Raw genomic sequence first — 20,496 nt, 5'->3', positions numbered from 1 at the left:
AGAAAGGAGACCTCATGCCACTTCCAGTTAGAAAATCCCTTCATGACGCAGTTTTACAAGCTTCGCAAGCAAATACTTGGGATCAAGCTACCAAGGAATGGAATGAAGTTTCCTTGATTTTTAATGGTATTGGGCGCAGTAATTGTATCTGCGGGAACGCCATAAAATACGCCTACGAACTCTTTAACGGAGTTACAGGCCAAAGTCTCTTTCCTATAGGAAGCGATTGTGTTCGTCATTTTCATCGACTGACTTTAGACCAGCAACTGGAAGAGGAAGAAAGACTACTCAGAAAAGTTGAAAATCTAACCAAAAAGGCTCAGAAAAAGGAAAAAATCAAGGTTAATAAAAGCGACTTTGACGAACGACTTCTAAAATGGTTTTGGGAAAAAGGTGTTTTCAAAGCCAATCGTGGCAATCAATTCGCACCTGAGAGAGACTACCAGCTTTTCCTAGAAGTTTTTCAAGGAGGAAGTTGGACCAAGGCAGACCCCAAAAAGAAGGCGCGTCTGGAAGAAGTCCTTGAAAAGTGTATCAAACCCTTTCTACTTGGGAAATCTGATGATCAACTCTACCTTATCAAGCTAGGTAAGGAGAAAATAGACTACGAGCAGCATTTACGGATTCAGGCAGAGAAAGAACGCAAGAAAAGAGATAAAATCGCTAAGCAATACGCTGACAATCTCATCCTAGCCATGGGGCCCGCTGAACGCGCCTATCAAGATTACTTTGGATTTACAGAAACTCTCACACCAGAAGAACGAAAATGGGAAAAAATTCTTTTTGGAAAGAATAGAGAAGAACGAGCTCTCAAGGCTAAACAAAACCAAAAGGAGCTGGAAAAGGATCAGCGAATTGCAAATCAAGATCCTATTGAACGAAAGCAGAAGCAGACTTGGCTTCTTAATTCCTATTTTCGTGGTTTGCCTGATGAAAAAGCTAGATTTTCTCGACTCTTATTAGAATATCGAAAAAGTAGAGAAGTACCCTTTTCAGATGATTACTTATCTGAACATCTCATCGACTTTTTCTACAATATGAAAGCCTTTGAGTTTGAGATTGCACCAGAACAAGTCCGCGATTTTCTAAAAGAATGCCTTCAGGCAGAACATCTATCATCTGCACAAGAAAGCTGGATTAGAGGGATTTTGACAAATTGCCTTCACCCGTTTTTAGATAGATTGCTCATATAGAATAAATCCTACCTTGTCTATGCATGGTAGGATTTATGTATCTCCAAAGATGTACTGGTAAAGTTGGACGACTTTCTGAAAACATTGCGTGTCCATTCTTGTTATTTTTTGAGCATTACGCATTCGAAAATCAAAGGTATACAGTTGAAATGGATTGACAGCACCATCTACCTTGTCCGACGAGACAGGAACGAGCAAGCCTTTTTCTGCCAAACGATGTTGGCCGTGAGTGATAGGACAGACAGCAACAAAACCAGTTTGCAAGGCATATTCTTTCCTAGAAACTACCAAGGCAGGTCGCCGTTTCTGAATCTCCCGACCGACTGATGGATCAAAGTCCAGCCAAATGATATCCTGCTTTTCAGGAATATAGTCAGATTTCGCTATCAAGTGACCTTACCCCTTCAAAATCATTCGTCATTCTCAAATCAGTAATCCCATCAAAAGGATCTTTTAGTTTTGGAGCTAAGACAATGACTCCGTCAATCCCTTTGTAGACAACCATTTCTTGACCTTCTGACATACCCAAGTTTTTAGGAATGGTCACAGTGAGAGAATTCCCCACCTTCCGAGTCTTTACTGTATTCATTGCTCTACCTCCACGAATTGGTATACACTAAGTATATACCTAAAAACAAAAAAAGTCAAGTCAATCGTTTCTGGCATCAAGGATATTTCGCACGATTACTATTTATCATTTGTTGTGGTCAAAGCCTGTGCAAAAGTTCCTCATTTATGATAGAATAGATGGTAAGAGAGAAAACGTTTTTACTACGTTTTTTTAGTCGGAAAGGGAAATTTATGGCTACAATTCAATGGTTCCCGGGCCACATGTCTAAGGCTCGGCGACAAGTTCAGGAGAATCTAAAATTTGTTGATTTTGTGACGATTTTGGTGGATGCTCGGCTACCTTTATCTAGTCAAAATCCTATGTTAAACAAGATTGTGGGTGATAAACCAAAACTCTTGATTTTAAATAAAGCGGACTTAGCAGATCCAGCAATGACCAAAGAATGGCGTCAGTATTTTGAATCACAGGGAATTCAAACTCTGGCTATCAACTCCAAAGAGCAAGTTACTGTAAAAGTTGTGACTGATGCTGCTAAAAAGCTCATGGCTGATAAGATTGCACGCCAGAAAGAACGCGGTATCAAAATCGAAACCTTGCGTACCATGATTATCGGAATTCCAAATGCCGGTAAGTCAACTCTCATGAACCGTTTGGCTGGGAAAAAGATTGCGGTTGTCGGCAATAAACCAGGTGTCACCAAGGGGCAACAGTGGCTCAAAACCAACAAAGACCTTGAAATCCTAGACACACCAGGGATTCTCTGGCCTAAGTTCGAAGACGAAACCGTAGCTTTGAAACTAGCCCTAACAGGAGCAATTAAAGACCAGTTGCTTCCTATGGATGAAGTGACCATTTTTGGTCTCAATTATTTCAAAAAACATTATCCAGAAAAGCTAGCTGAACGCTTCAAACAAATGAAGATAGAAGAAGAAGCACCTGTTATCATCATGGATATGACACGTGCCCTCGGTTTCCGAGATGATTACGACCGTTTTTATAGTCTCTTCGTCAAGGAAGTCCGTGATGGAAAACTCGGTAACTATACCTTAGATACATTGGACGATATCGATGATGACGATTAAAGAAATCAAGGAACTTCTTGCTCGGGTTAATGACTTAGACAATCCTCTTTTTCTAGAATTCGAAAAAGATACTCGTTCTGGAGTTCAAAAGGAAATCAGCAAGCGTAAAAAAGCCATTCAGGCAGAACTGGATGAAAACTTTCGTTTGGAATCCATGCTTTCCTATGAAAAAGAGCTTTATAAACAAGGATTGACCCTAATAGCAGGTGTTGACGAGGTCGGCCGTGGTCCTCTGGCTGGTCCTGTGGTCGCTGCAGCCGTTATCTTGCCAAAAAAATGTAAGATTAGAGGCCTCAACGATAGCAAAAAGATCCCCAAAAAGAAACATCTGGAAATTTATCAAGCCGTTCAAGACCAAGCTTTGGCAATCGGTATTGGTATCAAGGATAATCACATCATTGACCAAGTCAATATCTACGAGGCGACCAAACTGGCCATGAAGGAAGCAATCTCCCAGCTCAGTCCACAACCTGAGCACCTCTTGATAGATGCCATGAAACTGGAGTTGCCGATTTCTCAAACAGCAATCATCAAAGGAGATGCAAACTCTCTCTCGATCGCAGCTGCATCTATAGTGGCCAAGGTGACACGGGATAATATTATGAAGGACTATGATAATCAATATCCTGGCTATGATTTCAGGGCTAATGCAGGCTATGGAACAGCTAAACACCTAGAAGGACTAGAAAAACTAGGTGTCACCCAAATTCACCGAACCAGCTTTGAACCAGTCAAAACACTGGTTTCAACTAAGAAAGATAAGTAAGAGGAAATGATTATGGAGGAACAGTCAGAAACACTCAGTTCCAAGAAAGAATTTGCCTTTGCATCAAGTACCATATTATCCCAAGTTGGGCGAGGAGTCATTGTCGGTCTCGTCGTCGGTCTCATCGTCGGATCCTTTCGTTTCTTAATCGAAAAGGGATTCCACCTGATACAAGGACTCTATCAAGATCAAGCGCACCTAGTCCGCAATCTTTTTATCATTGGTCTATTTTATCTAATCGTTAGCTGGATCAGTGCGAAATTGACTCGATCGGAAAAAGATATCAAGGGTTCAGGAATTCCTCAAGTCGAAGCCGAATTAAAAGGACTCATGACTCTTAACTGGTGGAGTGTCCTCTGGAAAAAATATATTCTAGGGATTCTTGCTATTGCCAGTGGCCTTATGCTAGGTAGAGAAGGGCCAAGTATTCAACTTGGAGCAGTTGGTGGTAAAGGCATTGCCAAGTGGCTCAAATCTAGCCCAGTAGAGGAACGTTCCTTGATTGCCAGTGGTGCTGCAGCAGGATTAGCAGCTGCCTTTAATGCACCAATCGCAGGTCTTCTCTTTGTTATAGAAGAAGTTTACCACCATTTTTCACGCTTTTTTTGGGTCTCAACTTTAGCAGCTAGTCTCGTAGCAAACTTTGTTTCTCTGCTCATATTTGGCCTAACACCCGTACTGGATATGCCAGATAACATTCCTCTCATGACCCTAGACCAGTATTGGATATACCTCCTTATGGGAGTTTTTCTCGGGCTTTCTGGTTTTCTCTATGAGAAAGCTGTACTCAATGTTGGTCGAGTTTATGACTGGATTGGTCAAAAAATCCATTTGGATAGATCTTATTATCCAATATTGGCCTTTATCCTTATCATACCAGTCGGGATTTTCTTACCACAAATCCTTGGTGGTGGAAATCAGGTCGTTCTTTCTTTGACTGAGCAAGATTTTAGTTTCCAACTTTTATTAGCTTACTTTTTGATTCGCTTTGTTTGGAGCATGATTAGTTATGGAAGTGGTCTCCCAGGAGGAATTTTCCTTCCCATTCTGGCTCTCGGTTCCTTGCTTGGTGCCCTGGTTGGTGTTATTTGTGTCAATCTTGGACTTGTCAGTCAGGAGCAATTCCCTATATTTGTCATTTTAGGAATGAGTGGCTACTTTGGAGCAATATCTAAAGCTCCCTTAACAGCTATGATACTCGTAACTGAGATGGTAGGTGACATTCGCAACCTCATGCCACTTGGCTTAGTGACCTTAGTCGCATATATTGTCATGGATCTACTCAAGGGTGCTCCAGTCTATGAGGCCATGCTAGAAAAAATGCTACCAGAAGAAGCAACAGACGAAGGAGAAGTTACCCTAATTGAAATCCCTGTATCTGACAAGATAGCTGGAAAGCAGGTTCACGAGCTCAACTTGCCACATAACGTACTCATCACCACCCAAGTCCATAATGGCAAAAGCCAAACAGTTCACGGCTCAACTAGAATGTATCTGGGTGATATGATTCACCTAGTGATTCCAAAAAGTGAAATTGGAAAAGTCAAAGATTTGTTGTTGTAGTATTTTGCATAACATAAATTATGTAAAATACTTTCTTAATGTATTTAGAAAACCGATTCTCAGTAATGAGATCGGTTATTTCTTACTGATAAGGTATTTCACATACAAGTAATTGAATTTTCTTAAAAATAAGATAATAATTAAGTTAGAAATGATAAAGCATAAAAGCTAGAAAGGAGTTTACTGTATTTAATCTATACAGAATGTATTTTGTATCCCATAGCTCCCTATATAGCTCTTGAGATGTGTAGAATGAACAGAAGTTTCGTTACTGATAATTTCTTTTTTATTTTCCTTATTCTGCTGACTATTTCATTCTGGTTTAGTATTTGGAAGCTAGAAAAAGTACTAGATAATGATTCACAATAGAAACTCCAAAGATTTAGATCCGTATTACACAGGTCTAAGTCTTTTTTATTACTTCTAAAACTAAAAGTTTATGTACAATTGACTAAACTAGAGCTAAACCATTGATACAACTGAATTAGAAGCAGAAAGTACATTCTTTAAGGAGTGTACTTTATTTTTATTTTGTACATTATTTTGAAGTGTTATTTTGTATATTTTCTAGTTCATAACATCATCTGATTTAAGGAATTGATTTGTACATTTTTACTCTAATAGGTGCAGAAGAAGTAGTGGTTCAATTGTACATTTTTTGCTGCTCATTTAAGGTCTTATTGATAGTAAGATATAGATTTTTACTCGTGGTGCTAGTTAATCTCAAAGTATCTCAGATTATAAGTCAGTACAATTTGCTCCATTCTCAACTGCAATCTTGTTAAGCCTCTAGCTAGTGTTTGTTCGACATCAAAAAAAGCACAAAGTTCTTAAAATCGAGTTTCAATAGTCCGTCTCATAGCCATTAGTTTCCAATGATTATGTTGTTTAGCTCTTGCCATATTTTGACGTAAAGGCGTCCAAAGATGGTAACCTTTCTGTTTCAACTGTTCTCTGAGTTCATAGCTAAGATAAGCTAAATCAGCTAAAACATATGGTTGAGAACAATTTTCTAGTAAGTCATCAACATAATTCAGAATATAGCCTGATAGGGTGACCAGCATATGTACTTTGAATCCATAGAACCAAAGGTGCTTAGAGGAATTGTAACCAATGTCGGCTAGTTCATTAAAAACATGTGCTCTATGGTTACGGACTGGTTGACAAAGTGATAAGGGGAAACTATCTATGATGACAATGTTATTGGGAGAAATTTGAGTATTTTTATGGCTTGCCGAATAATTTGGACTAACCAAATCAACTGCCTTGACCGTCGATTAAACCGACTTCTTTCAAGGAGACACCCACAAGGATTCTTGTTTAGAAGCACCGAATCAATCAAGAAGGATCACCCAAAGGTTCCAGCATTTGAAGAATATGACGAGCTACTTGAAGAAATCAAAAAATCCCTATAAAGGGATTTTTTTATACCTATAATACCTTGTGCAAAATAGTCGTATATATCAAAATCAGAGTCACGTTACCTACTATTAGACCAAAAGTCGCAAGCAAGGTCTTTGCTGTACCCGGCTTAAAATCTGCACTAATCAAATATGGCCAAAAGCATACCATTGGGAGAATGGCTATTAACACGCATACATAGGTAGGAAAGCTAGTCCAAAGAAAGCGTGTCGTTTCTAACCAGTGACCCCATGAAGGTATCACTATTTTGCTTATAGTGAAAAGTATGCATATAAGGTGGACCACTAGAAGATAAATAGCATACTTTGTCTTACTTAGTACTTTTTTCTTTTTCATTTTGCCTAATTATCCCTGCAAATTCTTCTATCGCTCTGCTACAATATTAGAACTAAAATTAAAATTAACTATATCATTATTCGAATCAAGGTCTAAACTCATAAAATAATGATTCCAAAAGAATTCATTGTTACCTGCTCCCCACTGCACGCCATAATGACCCAAATATTCATCTCTTGGCTCGCTTGGAGTCAGCCATATTTTTTTCCCAAATACTTTCGTGAACTCGTTTTCGTCAAGCTTCTTTAGCAAATCTATACCATCTATATTATATGAAATTTCATATTTTTTGGCAACAGCTGTGCACTCAGAATCGAAGCAAACCTGCGTAACTACACAGTCCTTCAGCTCCGTACTCTTCCTCTTATCTCCGTAAACACCTATACATCCGAGAACTACATTCTTCTTTACAAGAAGATAGGTAGATCGCGTAACTGCTGAGTCATATGACTTAAAGCCGTTTGGTACGCTAACCCCAGCTCCTTGGTATTTAGTATAGCTTCCCGTTGTCAAAAGCTCGTTATAATTAGGATAATCATGTCTACCATTTGACACATAAATTTCAAACCCCTTGTCTATCAAATCCGAAATCTTAGTCTCTGTAAGATGAATTTCAGTTCCGTCAATTTTAAGTGGAGGTGCGTTATCAGGTAGGCCTATAATTATATATACAAACATCAAAAACACGAATATCATAAGCACTGCAACGATACCCATCCAAGATTTCCCAGTTCTCCTTCGTGCATTGAAAAGCGACATTATAGAAGGCGTGATTATAGCAGCACCAATTGGCGCCGCCCCATGACGGAACATGCTCATGACCTTAAAGGCAATTACAGCGCTAATTAGTATTAAAATTATGTGCACTGCATACTCTCCTACGCTTAGCTTACTCGTCCTAGTCTGATTATTTGCTGGGGCATCGTACACTGGAACACCGTTCTCAAAGGTGTTCTTCATTCTAAAACGCAGCCAAAACAATATTCCAATAAACACAAATGCCAAGAACACTAGCATTCCGATAAAAACAAATTTTTCCATCTGTAACCTTTTCTCTGACCTAATTATCGTCCATCAAAATTCATATCTAGTCTACCACATTTTGAAATTGTTTTACAATATTTACATACTTGTGCACGAATCAAAAATGTATACAAGCTTTTCAGAGTATTTATTCTTTACACCTCTTTTCCGCTATGTTAAAATTGTATTAAGTTTAATACTTGTTTTATTCTAAACGTGCGCATCATTTTAGCGCAAAAAACAAATTTAATTCCGTTGTTTCTGTAGTTAACTTTTTTTGATATCATACCTACCTACTAAGAAGAAGATAAATGCGAATATTGTTACTTTTAACGGTGAATTCCCATATGTTGCTAGAGGAGAAGGTGAAAATGGAATCAGAGGATATATTGATTTTGATGAAAAATTTTTAAATCCCTCCAATACTATTTCTTTCGGTCAAGATACTGTAACTATGTATTATCAACCAAATGCCTACTTTACAGGAGATAAGATTCAAATATTTAAGTTAAATAAAAAATATGGGAAATTAACAGAAAATATTGCTTTGTATTTAATTAGTTCGATGAAAAAAGCTTTTACAAATTTTTCTTGGGGTCAATCTTCTTTTGCTCTTGATGTTATTTCAAATATTGATATTGAACTTCCAGTGACAAAAAGTGGTACTATTGATTTTGAATACATGGAAAAATATATTCAAGTAATAAAGAAACAGCTTATTGAGGACGTTGTTGAATATAAAGATGAATACATCAGCAAGAGCAAATCAACTGTTTTTAAATAAGGTTATATGGTATCTTTTTGGTAGCTAAACAGACAAAAGGAACATTTTTTCTCAAAAAATACAAGAAGAGAATGTTGATTTATCAGCATTCTTTTTTATTTCAGATACTTTATCGGAATTACATACAGATAGAAATCTTTTTAAGCAATTTATTCCAACTCTTGTAAAAAGTAATATGATTGATAGCTTATCCGACATCTTAGTAAGATGGCAGTGTTTTAAGTGTCATGGTCAATATGACTGTTGTGTTGTTAAAAGGCATCTTGAAGGATGCCCTTATTGTGATGATAAGTTGATGTTAAAAGGGTATAATACTTTACAAGAAACTCATCCTTATTTAGAGAAATTTTGGGATAAAAGTAATGATAAATCTATTTCTGAATACTGGTATAAGTCTTCTGAATGTATAAATTTGGAATGCCCTTGTTGCCATGTCAGTTTTTATTGCAGTCCTATTGAAATGATTCCAAGAACCGACTTAGAAAATAGTAATTTTGAAACATGTCCTAACAACTGTGATTGGGATACACTTGTTTTTAACAATGATATACTCTACAATTTCCATAATTACAGGAAGAATGGAGCGATAAAAATGGATTGCCTGTTCATTTAGCATTGAGTCACATTGAAACAAAAAAATATTGGTGGAATTGCTCCGTTTGTAGAGGTGAATACTTGTGTTCAATTCCAATTAGAAGAGAAGTGCCTAATACTTGTCCATATTGCAATAACGAACAAGCATTAAAAGGCTATAATACAATTCCAGATATTTATCCTGAATTATGTGATTATTGGAGTAGCAAGAACTTAGTAAAAACTGATGAGGTGACGAGATCGGTTGAAGCTGAGAATAAAATATTTACTTGGATTTGTGATTGTTGCAATTTAGAATTTCAGGAAAGATTAGGGATTGTTTTAGAGGCATTTACAAAAAATAATTCTAGTAAACTTAACTCTATATGTCCTTACTGCAATAAAAACTCCCTAAACCAAATGAAACAGTAAACTATGTTAAGCCCTACTTAATCAATGAATGGGCGAAAGAACTTAACGGAGATATTGATACTTTCTTCTATGATTCAAATGTATTAGTTGATTGGATTTGTCGATAATGTCACAGGAATTTTAAAGCGAAAATTTCTGAACGCTACGAAAACGACCAATATGTTGTCCATATTGTTCTTTTAAAAAGACTGCAAAGGGTTATAACGATCTAGAAACAACACATCCTTTGTTAATTAAAGAATGGTCTACATTAAATAAACAAGAAATGTCTTCAGTAAGGGCTAATTCAACATATACCGCATGGTGGAAATGTCCTGTATGTACTGGAGAATATCAGGAAGTCATTAAAGAAAAATTTTACAGAGATAATTCTTGTCCATATTGTAGAAATCAAAAAGTTTTAAAAGGGTTTAATGACTTAGCAACAACACAACAAAGTCTAATGAATGAGTGGGATTATGTAAATAACCTCCTAATAGCAAATCCAACTGAAATCACAGAGTTGAGTAATATGTCTGTATGGTGGATATGTCAAGAAAATCCAGATCATCGTTATAAAATTCAAGTTAAAGAAAGAATGACGTACAGAAAGCGAAATAAAAAGGCATATTCAATTTGCAAAGGATACAGAAGAAAGCAAGAACATTTTGTACAGTTTAAAAAAGATATAAAAAAATAAGAACACTTTAAATAATATAAAGTGTTCTTATTCTGTCAAAATTGTACATTTGAAAAATTTTTAGTTTTCACTTAAATAAAGTACATTTTAGAGTAGATGAAAAGCTTTTAAAATTTTCAGTATTCACTTAAATAAAGTACATTTTTGAACAATTTTTGCCTGAAAAAAATTTTTGGTTATGTTTTTTATTCTTTTTTATTACTTCTAAAAAAATCTACAACATCTTTCCGAAAAACTATAATTTTCTTGAAAAATATATAAGTCTATGCTATACTACTAGTAGACTAATTTAGGGAGAAAATCATGAAACGTGAGATTTTACTAGAACGAATCGAGAAATTAAAACAAATCATGCCCTGGTATGTTCTGGAATACTACCAATCTAAGCTGGCTGTTCCCTATAGTTTTACAACCTTGTACGAATATCTCAAGGAATACGATCGATTTTTCAGCTGGGTTTTGGAGTCTGGGATTTCAAACGCGGATAAAATTGCTGATATTCCTTTATCAGTCTTGGAAAACATGTCAAAGAAAGATATGGAATCCTTTATCCTATATCTAAGAGAACGACCTTTGCTGAACGCCAATACAACCAAACAAGGTGTCTCTCAGACGACCATCAATCGGACCTTGTCAGCACTTTCTAGTCTTTACAAGTATCTAACTGAGGAAGTTGAAAATGACCAAGGAGAGCCCTATTTCTATCGTAATGTAATGAAGAAAGTTTCAACCAAGAAAAAGAAAGAAACCCTTGCTGCCAGAGCTGAAAACATCAAGCAAAAACTCTTTTTAGGTGATGAAACAGAAGGTTTTCTGTACTATATCGACCAGGAATACCCTAAAACACTCTCAAATCGTGCCTTATCTTCCTTTAATAAGAACAAAGAGCGAGATTTAGCCATTATAGCACTTCTTCTTGCCTCTGGTGTTCGTCTTTCTGAAGCAGTTAACCTGGATCTTCGAGATCTCAATCTTAAGATGATGGTGATTGATGTCACTCGAAAAGGTGGAAAACGTGACTCCGTTAATGTTGCTGCCTTTGCTAAGCCTTATTTAGAGCAATATCTTGCCATTCGAGACAAACGATATAAGACAGAAAAGACCGATACAGCCCTATTCTTAACCTTGTATCGAGGTGTTCCGAACCGGATTGATGCTTCTAGTGTTGAAAAGATGGTGGCCAAGTATTCAGAAGACTTCAAAGTCCGTGTAACACCCCACAAACTTCGCCATACCCTAGCAACCCGTCTCTATGATGCAACCAAATCACAGGTTTTGGTCAGCCACCAGCTAGGACATGCCAGCACACAAGTTACTGATTTGTATACTCATATCGTAAATGACGAACAAAAAAATGCCTTGGATAGCTTGTGAGATACATAATATAAATTATGTAATATCTTTAGTCTAGAAAAAGAGCGTAGATCTTTGATAGAATTTTACGCTCTTCTATTCTCTCTATAAAAACTCAATCCAATAATTTCTGTGGGGTTCGATAATAACTGGCTTCCCCCAAAATGATTTTAGATATGCGAGGTTAGCTGGACTAATAGGTCCGTTTTCGCTATTATACTTCTCTGCACTCTCTTCCGTTAAAAAGCATTTAACTGCTTCATATGGTGTACCATCGCTCGCTATCCGATCAATTCCTAAATAAGCAATTTCATCACCAGCTTTTGGAATATCTGTAAATAGTTTACCAATAAAATAAACCGTCTTATCTTTCATTAATTCATAAGCCTTACTATTTTCCAGTCTGTTATTCGCTGCAGCGTACATAATACAAAAACTATCTACAATATCTTTCAAAGGTATTAATTCTTCTTTACTAACCATAATTTCGTCGGGAGCAAGTCCACCAATGATTAAGTTTTTATAATAAGGTTGTTGAATGATATTATCTAAAGCCATTCCTAATGGTAGTTGGACAGCTTGATAGCCTAATGGTTCTAGCTCTTGCTTTTTCTGGTCAAGATGTTCTTGTGTAATACTGACATTCAAATCATATGGACTGGAAGATTGTTGCTTCCTAAAAAAAGCCACTACGATACGATCTAACTGTTCAAATAGACCAAGATTTGCCACTGGAACTTTAATCATTGAATTTGATCCCCTTTTTGTTTCAGACTTCCTCTATATTATACTCTCATTTTTTTGAATATCAAGTTTAAGATAAAAGATATCCATGTTGAATGGATATCTTTGACTTTATTCAACAACTGCCTCGGCAATTTCTTCACGGCTAATTCCAGCAAAGTAGCGTGTGATATCAATAGTTTCTAGTGCCTTGAGGACATCTTCGCGTTCGTATTTCACGCCGCGAAGGACATCTTCTACAGCTGCAACGTCCTCGATACCAAAGAAGTCACCATAGATCTTGATATCTTGGATTTTTGATTCAATGACGTTGGCAAAAACTTCGACTTTACCACTAGTGAATTTTGTTCCACGACGGACGTTAAACTCAGGTGATTTACCGTAGTTCCAGTCCCATGTACCAAACTTGGTATTCTTGATACGATTGATTTCAGCCAATTCTTCCTCAGAAAAAACGTATTCGGTCATCTCTGGGTACTCTTTTTTCATGTATTCCAATAGCAAATCACGGAATTCTTCAACTGTGATTTTTTCTGGTAATTCATTGATAATATTGGTTACACGAGCACGGACGGATTTTACACCTTTTGACTCAAATTTGTCCTTTGAAACCTTAAGTGCGTTAGCAAGGACTGACAAATCAACGTCGAAGAGCAAGCAACCGTGGTGCATGATACGGCCATTGATATAAGCTTGGGCATTTCCACAAAATTTCTTGCCGTCAATCTCGAGGTCATTACGACCTGTGAACTCAGCTTTGACTCCAAGTTGAGCCAAGGTATTGATTACTGGTGTAGAAAAACTCTTGAAGTCAAAGGCACGATTTTCATCTTCTTTTGAGATGATGGTGTAGTTGAGGTTGTTTAGATCGTGATAAACAGCTCCACCGCCACTGATACGGCGGACTACCTCAATCCCATTTTCTCGAACATAATCACGGTTTATTTCTTCGATAGTGTTCTGGTGACGCCCAACAATGATAGATGGCTTGTTAATCCAAAGTAGGAAGATTTGATCCTCATCCAAAAGATGTTTAAAGGCGTATTCTTCCAAGGCAATATTAAAAGCAGTGTCGTTTGAATGATTGATAATGTATTTCATGATATCCCTTTATACGATAGAGACTGGAAAATACCTTTCCAGTCTATTCTATCTTCGATTTATTTTTTCTTAGGTGAATGGATGGCCATTCCTAGAACATCTGCAAATGCTTCGTACATCACTTCAGAATAGGTTGGATGTCCGTGGATAGTCTTAAGCATTTCTTCAACAGTAATTTCCATTTCAATAATGCTTGACGCTTCGTTGATCAATTCTGCAGCTGCAGGACCGATGATATGAACACCAAGGATTTCTCCGTATTTCTTATCTGCAATGACTTTTACGAAACCTTGAGCAGCATCCGATGCAATAGCACGTCCATTCGCAGCAAAGTTGAATTTACCGATAGCTACATCGTATTTCTCACGAGCTTGTTCTTCAGTTAGACCTACTGCTGCTACTTCAGGAAGAGTGTAGATAGCTGCAGGAGTCAAGTTAAGTTTGGCAACAGCATGATTTCCTTTAAGGGCATTTTCAGCGGCAACTTCACCCATACGGAAGGCTGCGTGGGCTAACATCTTAGTACCATTAATATCACCTGGTGCGTAGATACCTGGAACAGAAGTTTCCATATATTCGTTGACCTTGAGACGTCCACGATCCAATTCAAACTCAACATCGCCAATACCTTCAAGATCCGGCACACGACCGATTGAAAGGAGCGCTTTGCTTGCGATGATATCATCTTTTCCTTCAACCTTGATACGAAGTTGACCATTTTCTTCGATGATTTCTTGCAATTTTGTACCTGTCAAGATGGTCATTCCTTTACGCTCAAGGATCAAGCGAAGATTCTTAGACACTTCCGCATCCATAGCTGGAACGATACGGTCCATCATTTCGATAACAGTTACTTTTGAACCAAATGTCATGAATGCCTGACCGAGTTCGATACCGACAACGCCACCGCCGATGATAACAAGGCTTTCTGGAACTTCGTTCATTTCAAGAATGTCATCACTGGTCATTACAAGTGATGATTCCATACCAGGAACGTTAATCTTGCTGACTTTTGAACCACCAGCAAGGATGATTTTCTTGGTTTCAAGCAATTCTGAACCATTAACTAAGACATTCTTGTCTTTAGTGATGGTACCAATTCCTTTATGAACAGTAACTCCGTAGCTACGAAGAAGACCTGCAACTCCGCCAACCAAAGTATTGACAACTTTAGACTTGGTTTCAAGGAGTTTGTCCATATCTACAGTGAAGTTTGGATTTTCAATGACGATACCACGGCTTGCTGCATGACCGATATTTTCGATGATTTCAGCATTGTGAAGGTAGGTCTTAGTTGGGATACAGCCACGGTTCAAGCAGGTTCCACCGAGTTCTGATTTTTCAACAAGGGCAACCTTACCACCAAGTTGAGCAGCTTTAATCGCCGCCACATAACCAGCAGGACCTCCACCAATCACAACGATATCAAAGGCATCATCGCTCTTACCATCGTCGTTTGAGGCACTAGCTGCAGGTGCAGGTTTTGATTCTGGCGCAACTGCTCCAGCAGTTGGGATGTTTTCCCCTTCTTCTCCAAGATAACCGATAACTTCAGTTACTGGAACAGTTTCACCATCTCCTTTGAGGATGGCAATCAAGTATCCATCTTCTTCGGCTTCCAATTCCATGCTGACTTTGTCAGTCATGATTTCCAAAAGGATTTCTCCTTCTTTTACAAATTCTCCGACTTTTTTATTCCATTGGACAATTTGTCCTTCTGTCATATCCACGCCGGCTTTTGGCATAATTACTTCTAAGGCCATGTCTTACTTCCTTTATCTAAATCTCTAAAAAACAATAGCTGACTTAAACCAACATTGAGATTGGGTTCTCAATCAAGGCTTTCAAGTCTTTCATAAACTTAGCACCAGCCATACCATCTACAACACGGTGGTCAATGGTTAATCCAAGGCTCATGATAGGGCGAATGACAATCTCACCATTGACAACTACAGGTTTTTCAACTGTTGAGCTCACCCCGAGGATTGCTGAGTTTGGTTGGTTAATAATCGGACCAAAGGACTGAACGCCAAACATTCCCAAGTTACTAATTGTGAAGGTTGAGTTTTGCAACTCACTTGGAGCTAATTTACCATCCAAGGTACGACCAATGACATCCTTGAAGGCTACAACCAGCTCTGAAAGACTCATCTTTTCAGCATTGTAAACAACAGGTGTCATCAATCCATTATCCATCCCAACTGCCATAGCAAGGTTGACATAGTTGTGAGTGATAATAGTCTTGCCGTCTTCGGTCAATGAAGCGTTGATGTATGGGTGTTTCATCAAGGTCTTCACAACAGCGAGAGAAAGAAGGTCTGTAACCGTTACTTTCTTACCAGTTGCTTCCATGATTGGATCAAGGACCTTCTTACGAAGAGCCAACATTTCTGACATATCGACATCATAGTTGAGTGTGAAGGTTGGCGCGGTTAGGTAGGATTCAACCATACGTTGGGCGATAACCTTACGCATTGGTGTCATTGGAATACGCTCAATCTCACCATAAGGAGTGATATTGTCTGGAACTTCTTCCACTTTTTCGATTTGAGCAGGAGACTTGATGGTGTCGTTTTCGATATTTTCAGGAAGCAAGGCCAAAACGTCCTTCTTCATGATCTTACCACGATGACCAGTTCCTTGGATTTCCTGCCAAGCAATGTTATGTTCGAGGGCAATTCGTTTTGCAAGTGGCGAAATGCGAACCACGTTTGTGTCTTTATAAGTTTCCACGTCTTCTTTGTGGACACGACCGTTTGCACCTGAGCCAGAAACGTCGTAGAGGTTGATCCCTAGATCATCCGCTAACTTTCTAGCCGCAGGAGTCGCTCTTAGCTTGTCATCAGCCATGACCTCTCCAATTCTATACTAAGATATTAAGGACGAAGAGGGTAATGAAAAAATAGGAGATTGACGATGTGTTCGATGAACACAAGGAAATCTATCTTTTTTTCGCAGACCTCCGTCCGAATTCAATTACATGATACTAAGGGCGTAAAAAGCGACTGAAAAATAGGAAATCTACGCAGACTTTGATGAAGCCAAGGAGATTTATCTTTTTTCCGAGCTTTTAGCCCGTGTTCTAATTTAAGATATTAAGGACGAAGAGGGCAATGAAAAAATAGGAGATTGACGATGTGTTCGCTGAACACAAGGAAATCTATCTTTTTTTCGCAGACCTCCGTCCAAATTCAATTACATGATACTAAGTCGTTCGTCGAATATAATCGATTCGACTCCCTCCTGTCGCAAATTTGCAACTAACTTGGGTACAATACATATCTCAAGTTACTAAAGTTAAAAACCTCTAAAATCTTACATAATTTAATTTATGCAAGATTATTCTTTGTTATAAGTTTTTCGGATGGCATCTTTGATTCTTTCAACGGTTGGAATCATAGCATTTTCTAGGTTTTGTGCGTAAGGCATTGGCACATCTTCTCCGGCGCAACGGCGGATTGGTGCATCTAGATAGTCAAATGCTTCTGACTCTGAAATGATAGCTGAAATCTCTCCGATATAGCCACTTGTTTTGTGAGCATCGTTGACCAGAACAACCTTACCTGTCTTCTTAACTGAGTTAATGATGATATCCTTATCAAGCGGTACAAGGGTTCGTGGGTCAACAATTTCAACCGAAATTCCTTCTTCTGCCAATTCTTCGACAGCTTGAACCACACGGCGAAGCATTTTTCCATAAGTAACAACTGTTACATCTGTACCTTCGCGTTTGATTTCCCCAACCCCAAGTGGGATTGTATAGTCTGGATCAACTGGTACTTCCCCTTTTTGGTTAAATTCTGACTTGTACTCAAGAATGATAACAGGGTTATTATCACGGATAGAAGATTTTAGCAGTCCTTTCATGTCCGCAGGTGTACCTGGTGCTACAACCTTAAGTCCAGGAATGTGAGTAAACCAAGACTCTAAAGATTGTGAGTGCTGGGCCGCAGAACCAACTCCGTTACCAGCTGCACATCGAACTGTCATTGGAACCTGACCTTTACCACCAAACATATAACGTGTTTTAGCAGCTTGGTTGACGATATTGTCCATGGCAATGACTGAGAAATCCATAAAGGTCATATCAACGATTGGGCGAAGTCCTGTCATAGCTGCTCCTGCTGCTGCTCCCGAGATGGCAGCTTCAGAAATCGGACAGTCACGGACACGTTCTGGACCAAATTCTTCAAGCATTCCAACAGAAGTTCCGAAGTCTCCTCCGAAGACACCGACGTCTTCTCCCATCAAGAATACATTTTCATCGCGACGCATTTCCTCAGACATAGCAAGGATAATGGTGTCACGGAACGACATTGTTTTTGTTTCCATTTTATCTCTTTCTCCTTAGTCTGCGTAAATATCTTCAAATGCTGATTCTAGTGGTGGGAATGGGCTTTCTTCCGCAAATTTAACAGAAGCTTCTACTGCTTCCTTGACTTGCGCTTGGATTTCTTCCAATTCTTCTGCACTTGCAATATTGTTTTCAATGAGGTATTTGCGAAGATTTTCGATTGGGTCTTTTTGTTTCCACAATTCCACTTCTTCACGAGTACGATATTTACCAGGGTCAGATGATGAGTGACCAAGCCAGCGATAAGTGATACTTTCGATCAAAACTGGTCCATTGCCACCACGAACATGGTCTACGGCTTTCTTAAATCCTTCATAGACATTGATGACATTGTTTCCATCTTCGATAAACATTCCAGGGATTCCATAAGCAGCACTACGTTGATGGATATGCTCCACATTCGTCATTTTCTTGATATCCGCAGAGATACCGTAACCGTTGTTAATGCAATAGAAAATGACTGGCAGGTTCCAGATAGAAGCCATGTTTACTGCTTCGTGAAAGACACCTTCGTTGGTCGCACCATCTCCAAAGAAGCAAACAACGATTTTACCGGTATTTTTCATTTGCTGACTGAGGGCTGCGCCAACAGCGATTCCCATACCACCACCTACGATACCATTGGCACCAAGGTTACCAGCATCCAGGTCAGCGATGTGCATAGAACCACCTTTACCTTTACAAGTTCCAGTGTATTTGCCAAGGATTTCAGCCATCATTCCATTGAGGTCAATTCCTTTGGCAATAGCTTGTCCGTGACCACGGTGGTTTGAGGTAATTAGATCATCTGGATTGAGAGCCAACATAGCACCCACGTTAGCTGCCTCTTCTCCAACAGAAAAGTGCGTCATTCCTGGCACTTTCCCTTTCTTTACTAATTGCGCAATTTTTAAGTCCATACGACGGATTTCTTCCATCTTACGGAACATCTCTAGCAAAAGATTTATATCTAAAGTTGACATCTTCTTGCCTTTCTAACTTTGTACTTACTTTACTATTTTACCGTTTTTAGAAAACACTGTCAAAGTATATGACCGTTAAAATTTCACAAGGTAAAAAAATAAATCCCCGTTTTAACAGGGATTTATTTTAGTTAGAGTATTTTTTCACAAACTTGTTTTTCGGGATGTTTTCCAAAAATTAGCCCAATCTTTTCATTATGGATTTCAAACGCCATTGATACAAACAGCCAGAAACAATCAAGCTGGCAATCAACCCAATCCAGTAGGCAAATGCCCCCAAGTCAGTTGCTTGATCTAATAGATATCCTAGAGGTATCGCTACTCCCCAATATCCGATTAGGCCAAGATAGAAAGGAACGATAGTGTCCTTATAGCCTCTTAGAATCCCCTGGAGCGGAGCCGCAAAGGTATCAGCTAGCTGGAAGAAGAGACTGTAAGTCAGAAATACAGCCGTTGTTTCAATGAACTGAGAGTCATTCCCATATAGACTTGCTACACGATCTCTAAAAATGTAGAGAAAGGACAGGGTAAAACCAGCAAAAATGAGGGCTGTTATTCTCCCCAAACGAGCATAGATTTTAGAATCCTCAAAACGTTTAGCCCCCACCTCATACGACACAACAATCGCCATAGCAGAGGAAATACTCATGGGAAAAGCGTACATGAGACTCGAAAAATTCATAGCTGACTGGTGACTGGCGATGATGAGCGATGAAAACTTAGCCATGATTAGTCCCACCACGGAGAAAATAGCCACTTCCGCAAATACGGTTCCTCCGATTGGTAGACCTAATCGAACACCTTCCTTGATTTTATCTATATTGAGTGGAATAGGTTTTTCAAGATGTAACGCTTTTAATCTTTCCTGTTTGAACAAAACAAGCAGGGAAATTCCCAGTAAAACCCAATAGGCTAGAGAAGTTCCTAGACCTGCTCCTGCGCCACCAAGCTCTGGAAAACCAAGGGCTCCATATATCAAGAGATAGTTAAAACCACTATTTAGCGGAAGTAATAGGAGCATCAGATACATAGATAGCTTGGTCAATCCAAGAGAATCTAACAATGATCGAATGACACTAAAAAGCAACAAGGGAATAATTCCAATAGACAGGTACCAAAGATAGGAAACTGCAACTGCCGCTACTTGAGCTTCTAGTCCGATATGATTTAAGACAAGAGGTGCCAAGAAAAGTACCAGTCCCAGTAAGACCACAGATAGACCCAAGGCCAAATAGATGAACTGGTAAAAATCTGACGCAACTTCTTCCTTTTTGCCTCGACCAAGATGGTGACCAATGATGGGCACCATGGCCGAAACAATCCCTGTTAAAAAAGTAAAGAAAGGATTCCATAGACTCGTTGCAGTTGATACACCAGCCAAGTCCATGGTATTGTACTGCCCAGTCATTGTTGTATCAACAAAAGAGGCAGAATAATTGGCAAATTGATAAATCAGGATAGGGAAAAATATCTTAAGAAATAAAACAAACTTATCTTTAAATTGATGGGTTGGGTACATAAGTGCTCTCTATTCTTTTCAATTTAAGAGCAGAGTCCC

At 38.6% G+C, this 20,496-nt stretch carries 18 protein-coding genes and 1 pseudogene; 8 read left to right on the top strand and 11 right to left on the bottom strand.

Annotation, left to right across the window (positions count from 1 at the left end):
- The first annotated feature begins 14 nt into the window (after nt 1-14).
- A complete protein-coding gene (locus HMPREF9189_RS06135; protein WP_001130900.1) occupies nt 15-1,193 on the top strand; it encodes a hypothetical protein in 1,179 nt (392 codons plus the stop codon).
- A 33-nt stretch (nt 1,194-1,226) separates the two neighbouring features.
- Here the strand turns inward: HMPREF9189_RS06135 and HMPREF9189_RS06130 are convergent, their stop codons facing one another.
- Together HMPREF9189_RS06130 and HMPREF9189_RS06125 are read right to left on the bottom strand one after the other, a co-directional pair.
- Nucleotides 1,227-1,583: a type II toxin-antitoxin system PemK/MazF family toxin gene (locus HMPREF9189_RS06130; protein ID WP_000560795.1), complete on the bottom strand. Its 357-nt coding sequence runs from the start codon at nt 1,581-1,583 to the stop codon at nt 1,227-1,229.
- Entirely contained in the window at nt 1,567-1,782 is a 216-nt protein-coding gene (locus tag HMPREF9189_RS06125) for a type II toxin-antitoxin system PemI/MazE family antitoxin (RefSeq protein ID WP_001098934.1), read from the bottom strand. Before HMPREF9189_RS06125 ends, HMPREF9189_RS06130 begins: the two co-directional genes overlap by 17 nt.
- A 212-nt stretch (nt 1,783-1,994) precedes the next feature.
- Here HMPREF9189_RS06125 and ylqF point away from each other — a divergent pair, with 212 nt between their 5' ends.
- Genes ylqF through HMPREF9189_RS06110 form a run of 3 tightly spaced genes read left to right on the top strand, consistent with a single transcriptional unit; the run spans nt 1,995 to nt 5,175 of the window.
- Nucleotides 1,995-2,846, top strand: coding sequence for a ribosome biogenesis GTPase YlqF (gene ylqF / locus HMPREF9189_RS06120; RefSeq protein WP_000201289.1), 852 nt, complete (start codon nt 1,995-1,997; stop codon nt 2,844-2,846).
- The gene (locus tag HMPREF9189_RS06115) at nt 2,833-3,612 is read left to right on the top strand and encodes a ribonuclease HII (protein ID WP_000988279.1); all 780 of its coding nucleotides are present in this window, start codon (nt 2,833-2,835) and stop codon (nt 3,610-3,612) included. Before ylqF ends, HMPREF9189_RS06115 begins: the two co-directional genes overlap by 14 nt.
- 12 nt (nt 3,613-3,624) lie before the next feature.
- The gene (locus HMPREF9189_RS06110) at nt 3,625-5,175 is read left to right on the top strand and encodes a ClC family H(+)/Cl(-) exchange transporter (RefSeq protein ID WP_000392582.1); all 1,551 of its coding nucleotides are present in this window, start codon (nt 3,625-3,627) and stop codon (nt 5,173-5,175) included.
- A 713-nt stretch (nt 5,176-5,888) separates the two neighbouring features.
- On the opposite strand, the pseudogene HMPREF9189_RS06105 reads toward HMPREF9189_RS06110, so the two are convergent.
- Nucleotides 5,889-6,487, bottom strand: a pseudogene (locus HMPREF9189_RS06105) (IS982 family transposase); the annotation flags it as partial.
- Nucleotides 6,488-6,960: 473 nt separating this feature from the next.
- Nucleotides 6,961-7,974, bottom strand: a complete 1,014-nt coding sequence (locus tag HMPREF9189_RS06095) for a hypothetical protein (protein ID WP_000410650.1) — start codon at nt 7,972-7,974, stop codon at nt 6,961-6,963.
- A 259-nt stretch (nt 7,975-8,233) separates the two neighbouring features.
- Here HMPREF9189_RS06095 and HMPREF9189_RS0102110 point away from each other — a divergent pair, with 259 nt between their 5' ends.
- From HMPREF9189_RS0102110 to xerS, 4 genes are all read left to right on the top strand, one after another.
- Nucleotides 8,234-8,740, top strand: coding sequence for a restriction endonuclease subunit S (locus tag HMPREF9189_RS0102110; protein ID WP_009755322.1), 507 nt, complete (start codon nt 8,234-8,236; stop codon nt 8,738-8,740).
- 597 nt (nt 8,741-9,337) lie between these two features.
- Nucleotides 9,338-9,745, top strand: a complete 408-nt coding sequence (locus HMPREF9189_RS12540; protein ID WP_255261171.1) for a zinc-ribbon domain-containing protein — start codon at nt 9,338-9,340, stop codon at nt 9,743-9,745.
- Between the two features lie 226 nt (nt 9,746-9,971).
- Nucleotides 9,972-10,424, top strand: coding sequence for a zinc-ribbon domain-containing protein (locus HMPREF9189_RS12535; RefSeq protein WP_255261170.1), 453 nt, complete (start codon nt 9,972-9,974; stop codon nt 10,422-10,424).
- Nucleotides 10,425-10,727: 303 nt separating this feature from the next.
- A complete protein-coding gene (gene xerS, locus HMPREF9189_RS06085; RefSeq protein ID WP_000817893.1) occupies nt 10,728-11,798 on the top strand; it encodes a tyrosine recombinase XerS in 1,071 nt (356 codons plus the stop codon).
- Nucleotides 11,799-11,882: 84 nt separating this feature from the next.
- Here the strand turns inward: xerS and HMPREF9189_RS06080 are convergent, their stop codons facing one another.
- The 7 genes from HMPREF9189_RS06080 to HMPREF9189_RS06050 all read right to left on the bottom strand — a co-directional run bounded on the left by HMPREF9189_RS06080 (nt 11,883) and on the right by HMPREF9189_RS06050 (nt 20,457).
- Nucleotides 11,883-12,524 carry a hypothetical protein gene (locus HMPREF9189_RS06080; RefSeq protein ID WP_000598745.1) on the bottom strand — a complete coding sequence of 214 codons (642 nt, stop codon included), beginning with the start codon at nt 12,522-12,524 and terminating at the stop codon, nt 11,883-11,885.
- Between the two features lie 108 nt (nt 12,525-12,632).
- Nucleotides 12,633-13,622, bottom strand: coding sequence for a lipoate--protein ligase (locus HMPREF9189_RS06075; protein WP_000874009.1), 990 nt, complete (start codon nt 13,620-13,622; stop codon nt 12,633-12,635).
- A 59-nt stretch (nt 13,623-13,681) separates the two neighbouring features.
- On the bottom strand, nt 13,682-15,385 hold the full coding sequence (gene lpdA, locus HMPREF9189_RS06070) for a dihydrolipoyl dehydrogenase (RefSeq protein ID WP_001162901.1): 1,704 nt from the start codon (nt 15,383-15,385) through the stop codon (nt 13,682-13,684).
- A 43-nt stretch (nt 15,386-15,428) separates the two neighbouring features.
- Nucleotides 15,429-16,472, bottom strand: a complete 1,044-nt coding sequence (locus HMPREF9189_RS06065; protein ID WP_000752711.1) for a dihydrolipoamide acetyltransferase — start codon at nt 16,470-16,472, stop codon at nt 15,429-15,431.
- Between the two features lie 489 nt (nt 16,473-16,961).
- Entirely contained in the window at nt 16,962-17,954 is a 993-nt protein-coding gene (locus HMPREF9189_RS06060; protein WP_000448717.1) for an alpha-ketoacid dehydrogenase subunit beta, read from the bottom strand.
- A 15-nt stretch (nt 17,955-17,969) separates the two neighbouring features.
- Complete coding sequence (locus HMPREF9189_RS06055) at nt 17,970-18,938, bottom strand: thiamine pyrophosphate-dependent dehydrogenase E1 component subunit alpha (protein ID WP_000105343.1); 969 nt, start codon at nt 18,936-18,938, stop codon at nt 17,970-17,972.
- Between the two features lie 178 nt (nt 18,939-19,116).
- Entirely contained in the window at nt 19,117-20,457 is a 1,341-nt protein-coding gene (locus HMPREF9189_RS06050; protein ID WP_000283629.1) for an MATE family efflux transporter, read from the bottom strand.
- Nucleotides 20,458-20,496: the final 39 nt, after the last annotated feature.

This window comes from Streptococcus sp. oral taxon 071 str. 73H25AP, from assembly GCF_000146755.1.
In the GTDB taxonomy this organism is placed as follows: domain Bacteria; phylum Bacillota; class Bacilli; order Lactobacillales; family Streptococcaceae; genus Streptococcus; species Streptococcus oralis_T.
This window is presented reverse-complemented; position numbering and strand designations above follow the sequence as displayed.